Source organism: Streptomyces sp. MH60, from assembly GCF_002939385.1.
Lineage (GTDB): Bacteria > Actinomycetota > Actinomycetes > Streptomycetales > Streptomycetaceae > Streptomyces.
On record NZ_MULI01000017.1, the window covers coordinates 107,874 to 116,053 of the forward strand.

General features: G+C 74.6%; 5 protein-coding genes. 2 read left to right on the plus strand and 3 right to left on the minus strand.

Annotated features, from left to right (window positions below):
- Nucleotides 1-5: 5 nt before the first annotated feature.
- The 3 genes from rsmD to BZZ08_RS14250 all read right to left on the minus strand — a co-directional run bounded on the left by rsmD (nucleotide 6) and on the right by BZZ08_RS14250 (nucleotide 4,621).
- The gene (gene rsmD / locus BZZ08_RS14240) at nucleotides 6-593 is read right to left on the minus strand and encodes a 16S rRNA (guanine(966)-N(2))-methyltransferase RsmD (RefSeq protein WP_104632565.1); all 588 of its coding nucleotides are present in this window, start codon (nucleotides 591-593) and stop codon (nucleotides 6-8) included.
- Between the two features lie 55 nt (nucleotides 594-648).
- Entirely contained in the window at nucleotides 649-2,865 is a 2,217-nt protein-coding gene (gene recG, locus BZZ08_RS14245; protein WP_104632566.1) for an ATP-dependent DNA helicase RecG, read from the minus strand.
- 61 nt (nucleotides 2,866-2,926) lie between these two features.
- Nucleotides 2,927-4,621, minus strand: coding sequence for a DAK2 domain-containing protein (locus BZZ08_RS14250; protein ID WP_104632567.1), 1,695 nt, complete (start codon nucleotides 4,619-4,621; stop codon nucleotides 2,927-2,929).
- Between the two features lie 266 nt (nucleotides 4,622-4,887).
- On the opposite strand from BZZ08_RS14250, the gene rpmB reads away from it, so the two are divergent.
- Together rpmB and BZZ08_RS14260 are read left to right on the plus strand one after the other, a co-directional pair.
- Nucleotides 4,888-5,073 (plus strand): 50S ribosomal protein L28, encoded by a 186-nt coding sequence (rpmB, locus tag BZZ08_RS14255; protein WP_003973430.1) that lies wholly within the window; start codon nucleotides 4,888-4,890, stop codon nucleotides 5,071-5,073.
- Between the two features lie 94 nt (nucleotides 5,074-5,167).
- Nucleotides 5,168-8,180 (plus strand): ATP-binding protein (locus BZZ08_RS14260; protein WP_104632568.1); only part of this gene is annotated, 3,013 nt, incomplete at its 3' end.

Below are 8,180 nucleotides of genomic sequence, written 5' to 3' on the forward strand. Positions count from 1 at the left end.
TCCGGTCATCGTGCGTCTTCGCACGTAGAGGCGGCGCGACCGTACCAAAACGTTCCCTCGCCGTAGCGACGGGCCCGGATCGCTTCGAAGCCGTGCGGCCAGCGGAATTCGCCGCCCCTGGTGCTGCGCTCCACGGTGACGAGCGCTTCGGTCGTGAGCCACCCCTCCGTACGGAGTGTGAGCAGGATCTCCCGAAGATCGTCGTCCGAGACGGCGTACGGCGGGTCCAGGAAGACGACGTCGTACGGCTCGTCCGGGGCCGGGGTGCGGATGATCTGTTCCGCTTTGCCCGCCCTGACCTCGGCGCCGGGCAGACCGAGGGACCTGACGTTCTCCCGGACCGTGCGGGCGGCCCGGGCGTCGGCCTCGACGAGCAGGACGTGCCCCGCGCCGCGCGAGAGCGCCTCCAGGCCGACGGCGCCGGACCCCGCGTACAGGTCGAGGACCCGCTCGCCGTCCAGCGGGCCGCCGAGCAGGGACTGCCAGGTGGAGAACAGGCCCTCGCGCGCGCGGTCGGAGGTGGGGCGGGTACCGGTCCCCGGCGGGACGGCCAGGCGACGTCCGCCGGCCTTGCCGGCGATCACGCGGGTCATTTCTGCGTCCTTGTCGGTGTACTCGGGTGGACGGACGGTGTCCGTTGCCAGTCTGTCAGCCCTTCTCCAGGTACTGCTCCCGGTCCTCGTCCAGCAGCGCCTCCAGGGCCGTGCGCAGCCCCGGCAGGCCGGTCAGCTCCGGGTCGGCGGCGACGACGGCCGCGGCCTCCTGTCTCGCCTCCGCGATGATCTCCTCGTCCTCGATGACGGCGAGGACGCGCAGGGAGGTGCGGGCGCCGGACTGGGCCTGGCCGAGGACATCGCCCTCACGGCGCTGTTCGAGGTCGATGCGGGAGAGCTCGAAGCCGTCGCGGGTGCTCGCGACAGCGTTCAGCCGCTGTCGGGCCGCACTCGCCTCGGGCAGCTCGCTGACCAGCAGGCACAGGCCGGGGGCGGAACCGCGCCCGACCCGGCCGCGCAGCTGGTGCAGCTGGGAGACGCCGAAACGGTCGGCATCCATGATCACCATCGCGGTGGCGTTGGGGACGTTCACGCCGACCTCGATGACGGTGGTGGCGACCAGGACGTCGGTCTCCCCGGCGGCGAAGCGGCGCATCACCGCGTCCTTGTCGTCGGGCTGCATCCTGCCGTGCAGGACCTCCACCCTGAGCCCTTGCAGAGGCCCCTTGGCCAGTTGCTCGGCGACGTCGAGGACGGCGAGCGGAGGCCGTTTCTCGGCGTCGTCCTCGGGCGACGTGCGCGGCGCGGCCTTCTTCTTCGGGTCGTCGTCCTCGTCGCCGATGCGGGGGCAGACGACGTACGCCTGGTGGCCGTTCGAGACCTCCTCGCGGACCCGTTCCCAGGCGCGGGCGAGGAAGTGGGGTTTGTCGGCGGCCGGGACGACATGGCTGGCGATCGGGGACCGGCCGGCCGGGAGCTGGTCCAGGACGGAGGTCTCCAGGTCGCCGAAGACCGTCATCGCGACGGTGCGCGGGATGGGCGTGGCGGTCATGACGAGCAGGTGCGGGGGCTGCTTGCCCTTGCCGCGCAGGGCGTCGCGCTGCTCGACGCCGAAGCGGTGCTGCTCGTCGACGACGACCAGGCCGAGGTCGTGGAACTGGACCTTGTCCTCGATCAGGGCGTGGGTGCCGATGACGATGCCCGCCTCGCCGGTGGCCAGGTCGAGCAGGGCGTGGCGGCGGGCGGCGGCGCCCATGGAGCCGGTGAGCAGCACCACCTTGGTGGCGTGCTCGGCGCCGCCCAGCATCCCGCCCTCGGCCAGCTCGCCCATCATCTCGACGACCGACCGGTGGTGCTGCTGGGCGAGCACCTCGGTGGGCGCCAGCATGACGGCCTGTCCGCCCGCGTCGACGACGGCGAGCATGGCGCGCAGGGCGACCATCGTCTTGCCGGAGCCGACCTCTCCCTGGAGCAGCCGGTGCATCGGGTGGTCGGTGGCGAGGTCGTCGAAGATCTCCCGGGAGACCCTCTGCTGGCCGTCGGTGAGGGTGAAGGGGAGGCGGTCGTCGAAGGCGGTGAGCAGGCCGTCCGGGCCGGGCTTCCTGGGCACGGCGGGGAGTTGGGTCTCGGCGTGGCGGCGGCGGGCGAGGGCGACCTGGAGGACGAAGGCCTCGTCCCACTTCAGACGGGCCCGGGCGTCCTCGATGTCGGCCTTGGTGTGCGGGCGGTGGATCTTGAGGAGCGCCTCGGGCAGGGAGACCAGGCCCCGGCCCTCGCGCAGGGAGTCCGGCAGGGGGTCGACGGCTTCCTGGGCGCTGGGCAGCACCGTCTGGATCGCCTTGGCGAGCTTCCAGGACTCCAGCTTGGCGGTGGCCGGGTAGAGCGGGATGAGGGCGCCCGCCCAGGACTCGACGGTCTCCTCGCCCTCCGTGTCACCGCGCAGCAACTCGTATGCCGGGTGGGCCAGTTGCAGTCGGCGGTTGAAGACGGAGACCTTGCCGGCGAACATCGCGCGGGTGCCCGGCAGGAGTTCCTTGTGGGGCTTGTGCACGCCGTTGCCGAAGAAGACCAGTTGGAGGCGGCCGCTGCCGTCCGTGATGGTCACTTCGAGGCGCTGCCCCTTGCCGCGCGGGGCCTTCGAGGAGGCGAAGGTGTGCAGCCGGGCGTCGGCGACCTGGGCGACCACGGTGACGTGCTCGTCCATGGGCAGGTCGGCGAGGTGGGTGAGCTGACCGCGCTCCTCGTATCTCCTGGGGTAGTGGTGGAGGAGGTCGCCGACGGTGTGCAGGCCGAGGTGCTCGGCCATCACCTTCGCGGTGGCGGGGCCGAGCACCTTCTTCAGGGGTTCTTGCAGTGCGGGCACGAGATCCATTGCACACCACGGCACTGACAACGGCCCAGGGGAGCGCCGTACCGGTCTCCCGCCGTTCCGCCTACTCCACGCCGACGAGCAGCAGGGCGCCCTGCCGACCGCCCCGGTAGACCACCGTGTCGACGGCGAGGTAGGCCTCCCGGACGCGGGCCTCCAGCTGGTCGGCGACGGCCGGGGGCGCCTCGTCGCCGAGGACCAGGGTGACCAGCTCGCCGCCGGCCGACAGCATGCGGTCCAGGACGGTCGCGGCGACCTGGGAGACGTCCGCGCCGATCACGGCCACGTCGCCGTCGATGAGGCCGAGCACGTCACCGGCCTGGCAGATGCCGGCCGTGGTCCAGGACTGGCGTTCGGCGACGGTGACCTCGGCGTGGCGGGTGGCGCCGGCCGCCGAGGTCATCGCCACCACGTCCTCGTCGAAGCGGCGCTCGGGCTCGTGCACGGCGAGCGCGGCGATGCCCTGGACGGCGGAGCGGGTCGGGATGAGGGCGACGCGGACGCCCTCGGTGCGGGCCTGCTCGGCCGCCGCGGCCGCGGTGTGGCGCAGCTCCGCGTCGTTGGGCAGCAGCACCACCTCGCGCGCGTGGGCCCGCCGCACGGCCTGGACCAGCTCACCGCTCGCGGGCGGCTCCCCGGGGCGGGCGAGGAGAGTGGTCGCGCCGGCCTCGGCGTACAGCGCCGCCAGCCCCTCCCCCGGTACGACGGCCACCACGGCCCGCTGGGTGCGCTCCCGGGGCGGGCGCTCGGTCCCGGTGGTGTGCGCGTCGCCGCGCCCGAAGTGGGTGATGCGGATCCGGTACGGCCGCCCGGCCTCGACGCCCGCTTCCACGGCGGCGCCGGCGTCGTCGACGTGCACGTGGACGTTCCACAGTCCGTCGCCGCCGACCACGACGAGCGAGTCCCCGAGGGCGTCGAGCCGCCGCCGCAGGCGGGCCACGGCCGCGTCCTCGGCCTCCAGCAGGTAGATCACCTCGAACGCGGGACCGTTCTCGTCCTCGTCGGCGGGGTGCTCCTCCTGCGTGGCGTGCTCCGCGCGCGCGTGCGGCGCCGCGACCGGACCCGGCACCCGGCCCGTGAACGTCTCCACCAGGGCCGCGAGGACCGTCACCAGTCCGTGCCCGCCCGCATCGACCACTCCGGCGCGCTCCAGGACGGGCAGCTGCCCCGGGGTGGCGGCGAGCGCCGCGCGGGCACCCTCGTAGGCGGCGCGGGCCACCTCGGCGCAGTCGCCCTCGGTGCCGTCGGCCGCGTCCGCGGCGGCCGAGGCGACGGTCAGGACGGTGCCCTCGACCGGGTGGGCCACGGCCTGCCGGGCGGAGGCGGCGGCGTGCCGCAGGGCCAGCCGCAGTCCGGGGCCCTCGGTGTGGGCGGAGTCACCCCGCGCGGCGAGCACCTGGGCCATGCCGCGCAGCAGCTGCGCGAGGATGGTGCCGGAGTTGCCCCGCGCACCGATCAGCGCGCCGTGTGCCATGGCGCCCACGGCGTCGGCCAGCGAGGGCCCCTCGTACGCGTCCAGGGGCGCCTTGCCCGCGTCCCGGGGGCCCTCGTCCACCTCGTGCGCCGAGAAGACGGCCTCCACGGCGGCGACGGCGGACTCGACGGTCAGGTAGAGGTTCGTGCCGGTGTCCCCGTCGGCGACGGGATAGACGTTGATCGCGTCGATCTCCTCGCGCGCCCGTCCCAGCGCGCGCAGCGACAGACCGCACCAGGTACGCACCGCCAGAGCGTCGAAGAACCTCTGCGGTACCTGCGCCACCTGCGCCTCCCTGAGCTGCGGACGTGGCTGGCAGCGTAGACCTTGGGAACCCGGCCCATCGGGAGAGGGCCGGGACGAGCCCCTGAGCTGCCGTGGTAGTTTCGTTGTACGGGAGCAGCCGTTGTATGCTGCTCCGGTTGCCCGATCCCGATCGGGCTCTCCCCCTGGCACCGCCACTCAGATCCCGGACCGTTCGCGACTCCGAGAGCTTGATCCCGGCATGCCGGGATCAACCGTAAGTGCATCTGAAGTCTTTGGAGTGACCCGTGGCTGCCAACTGCGACGTCTGCGGCAAGGGGCCGGGCTTCGGCAACAACATCTCGCACTCGCACCGCCGTACGTCCCGTCGCTGGAACCCGAACATCCAGCGTGTGCGTACCGTGGTGAGCGGGACGCCGAAGCGCGTGAACGCTTGCACCTCGTGCATCAAGGCCGGCAAGGTCTCGCGCTGACGCATCAGCTGAGCGCGCGGCCACTGCCTGGTCCGCTGCATGGAGCCGGTCCACCTCGTGTGGGCCGGCTTTCTGCCGTGCCAGAATCCCGGGAATGCGCTTCGGGATCCTCGGCCCCCTGGACATCCGCACCGACGACGGCACCCCCGTCGACCCCGGCGGCCCCCGCCCCCGAGCGCTGCTGACGCTCCTGCTCCTCGACGCCGGTCGCACGGTCCCCGCGGCCCGGCTGATCGACGGCCTGTACGGCCCCGAGCCGCCCGCCGGTGCCGCGAACGCCCTCCAGTCGCAGATCTCGCGCCTTCGCGGGCGGCTGGCCCCGCACACATCCATCGAGGGCGGCGGCGCGGGATACCGCATCGTCACGCCGCCCGCGTCCGTCGACAGTCACGTATTCGAACGTCTGTGCAAGGCGGGGCGCGCCGCTCTCGCCGCCGGTGACCACGCGCGCGCGGCGGCCGGACTGCGTGAGGCGCTCGCGCTGTGGCGCGGTCCCGCGCTGCCCGACCTGCCGGAGGCGCCCGCCGAGGCGGCCCGGCTCACGGAGCTGCGGCTGACCGCCGTACAGGACCGGGTCGAGGCGGATCTGGCGCTCGGGGGTGGCGCCGAGCTGGTGCCCGAGCTGCGGGGACTGCTGTCCGGGCATCCCTTGAGCGAGCGGCTGTACGGGCAGCTGATGCGGGCCCTGCACGCGGGCGGACGGTCCGCCGAGGCGCTGACCGTGTACGAGGAGGCGCGGCGCACGCTGGCCGAGCAGCTCGGCACCGACCCCTCGCCCGAGCTGGCCGCCCTCCACGGTGAACTGCTGCGGGGCCCCACCGCCGCCCCGCGCCGCCCCCGGCTGCCCGCCCAGCTGACCCGCTGTGTCGGCCGGGACGCGGAGCTGGACCGCATCACGGCCCTGTTCGCCGACGCACGCCTGGTCACGCTCACCGGTCCCGGCGGCACCGGCAAGACCCGGCTCGCGATCGAGGCGGCGAGCCGGTGCGAGACGTCGGTCTCCCCGGCGGACGTCTGCTTCGTCGAGCTGGCGCCCCTGACCGACGGCGGACAGATCCCGTACGCCGTGCTCACCGCGCTCGGGGTGCGCGAGGGCTTCCGCACCGCGGGCGTGGACGCCACCGAGCGGCTGCTGACCGCCCTGGAGGACCGCGAGGCGCTGCTCGTGCTCGACAACTGCGAGCACCTGGTCGACGCCGCCGCCGCACTGGCGGCACTGCTGCTGGGCACCTGCCGGGGCGTACGGATCCTCGCCACCGGCCGGGAGAGCCTCGGGATCACCGGCGAGGCCCTGGTGCCGGTTCCGCCGCTGTCGCCGCGCCCGTCGGTCGAGCTGTTCCTGGAACGCGCCCGCGCGGTGCGCCCCGGCTTCGACGGCCACGCGCGCGTGCCGGAGATCTGCGCGGCCCTGGACGGGCTGCCCCTGGCCATCGAGCTGGCCGCGGCCCGGCTGCGCACCCTCGGCCCGGACGAGCTGGCCGACCGCCTGGACGACCGTTTCCGTCTGCTCAGCCGGGGCGACCGTTCCAAGGCGCCCCGCCACCGCACGCTGCGCGCCGTCGTCGAGTGGAGCTGGGAGCTGCTGGCCGAGGAGGAGCGGGAGCTGGCCCGGCGGCTGACGGTGTTCACCGGGGGCGCCACGCTGGAGGCCGTGGAGGCGGTGTGCGGGGTGCCGCACCCGGAGGACCTGCTGGCCTCGCTGGTGGAGAAGTCCCTCCTGGAGCACCTGCCCGAGGGCCGCTACCGGATGCTGGAGACCCTCCGCGCGTTCGCGGCCGAGGGCCTGACCGGCCGCGCCGGGCTGCGCGGCGCGCACGCGGCGTACTTCCTGGACCTGGCCGAGCGGGCGGAGCCGCATCTGCGCACCGGCGGCCAACTACCCTGGCTGGCCCGGCTCGCCGCCGAGCTGGGCAATCTGGACGCGGCCCAGCGGCACCTCACGGAGACCGGCCCGCGCGAGGCCCTGCGGCTCATGGCCGCGCTGACCTGGTTCCGCCGGCTGCGCGGTCTGCACGGCGAACAGGTGCCGCGGGCCCGCGCGCTGCTGGCAGCGGTCGGCGACGAGCCGCCCGAGGGACTGGCCGAGGAGTACGCGCTGTGCGCCGTGAACACGGTCTCCTGGGACGGGGACGGGGACGGGGACGGGAGCGGTGATCCGGCCGGGACCGGGCGGGTCGCGCGGGTGTCGGCGCTGATGGAGTCGCTGGACCGGCCGCTGCGGCTGCCGTTCGCGGTCGTCCTGCACTCCCTCACCTGCGGGCCCGTACTCGTGGCGGACGCCGTGCCGAGGGTCCAGGTCGGAAAGGCCCCCTGGGGGCTGGCCCTGCTCGACATGGGTATCGGCTACCAGGAGCTGTTCGCGGGCCGGGCGGCCGAGGCGGAGGCCGCCTTCGCCCGCTCCCTGGAGGGGTTCCGCGCCACCGGTGACCGTTGGGGCATGGCCAACTGCCTCGACCCGCTGGGCGGTTTCGCCAACCGGCGCGGCGCGTACGACCGGGCCCTCGAACTGCTCGACGAGGGCCTGGCACATGTGCGGGAGCTGGAGGCGCCCGAGGAGACCGCCGACCTGCTGCGCTCGCGCGCGCTCGTGCTGCTGCACCGGGGCGAGCCCGAGGAGGCCGCCACGCACTTCACGCACTCAGCGGCCCTCGCACGCACGGCCGGGGCCGGTGACAAGGTGGCGAGCGCCCGGCGGGGCCTGGGCGACGTGGCCCGGCTCTGCGGCGACACGGCACGCGCGCGCGTGGAGTACGAGCACGCGTTGCGGCTGTGCGCCGACAACTGGTTCAGCACCGGCGAGTCGGTCCGCATCCTGGTGGGCCTGGGCCGCACGGCCGCCGCGGAGGGCGACGCGGAGACCGCCGCCGACTGGCTGGAGCAGGCCCGGGTGCTCGCCCGCGACTCCCCCGACGTGCTCGCCCTGGCGGAGGTCGCCGAGTCCCTGGCCGTCGTCGCACCGGCCCCGGAGCGCGCCGCCGAACTCCTCGGCGCCGCCACGGGTCTGCGCGGCGCCCCGGCCCCCGGCGACCCGGACGCCGCCCGAGCCGAGCGGCACGTCCGCGCCCGGCTCGCCCCCGAGGCGTACGACCGCGCCTTCGAGCGCGGGC